Source organism: Streptomyces otsuchiensis, from assembly GCF_004305975.1.
Classification (GTDB): domain Bacteria; phylum Actinomycetota; class Actinomycetes; order Streptomycetales; family Streptomycetaceae; genus Streptomyces; species Streptomyces otsuchiensis.
Window position 1 is genome coordinate 1 of sequence record NZ_BHZI01000664.1, and the last position, 265, is coordinate 265.

Sequence of the window (265 nt, forward strand, 5' to 3'; positions counted from 1 at the left end):
GACGACCACACCCTCATGCGCGACGGGTTGAAGGAGGTCCTCGGCACCGAACCGGACTTCGCCGTGGTCGGCGAGGCGTCGACGAGCGCCGAGGCCGTTGCCCTGGCGGCCCGGCTGCGCCCGGACGTGATGCTGCTCGACGTCGAGATGCCGGGCCCGCGCACCTCCGACGCGATCGCCGAGATCGCGAGGGTCGCCCCCGGCACGCATGTACTCGTGCTGACGATGCACGACAACCCCGACATGGTCCACGACCTGCTGGAGG

General features: G+C 70.9%; 1 protein-coding gene. It reads left to right on the forward strand.

From position 1 onward, the window contains the following. Positions 1-15 precede the first annotated feature (15 nt). Positions 16-265 (forward strand): response regulator (locus tag E0D90_RS26265; protein WP_227870536.1); only part of this gene is annotated, 250 nt, incomplete at its 3' end.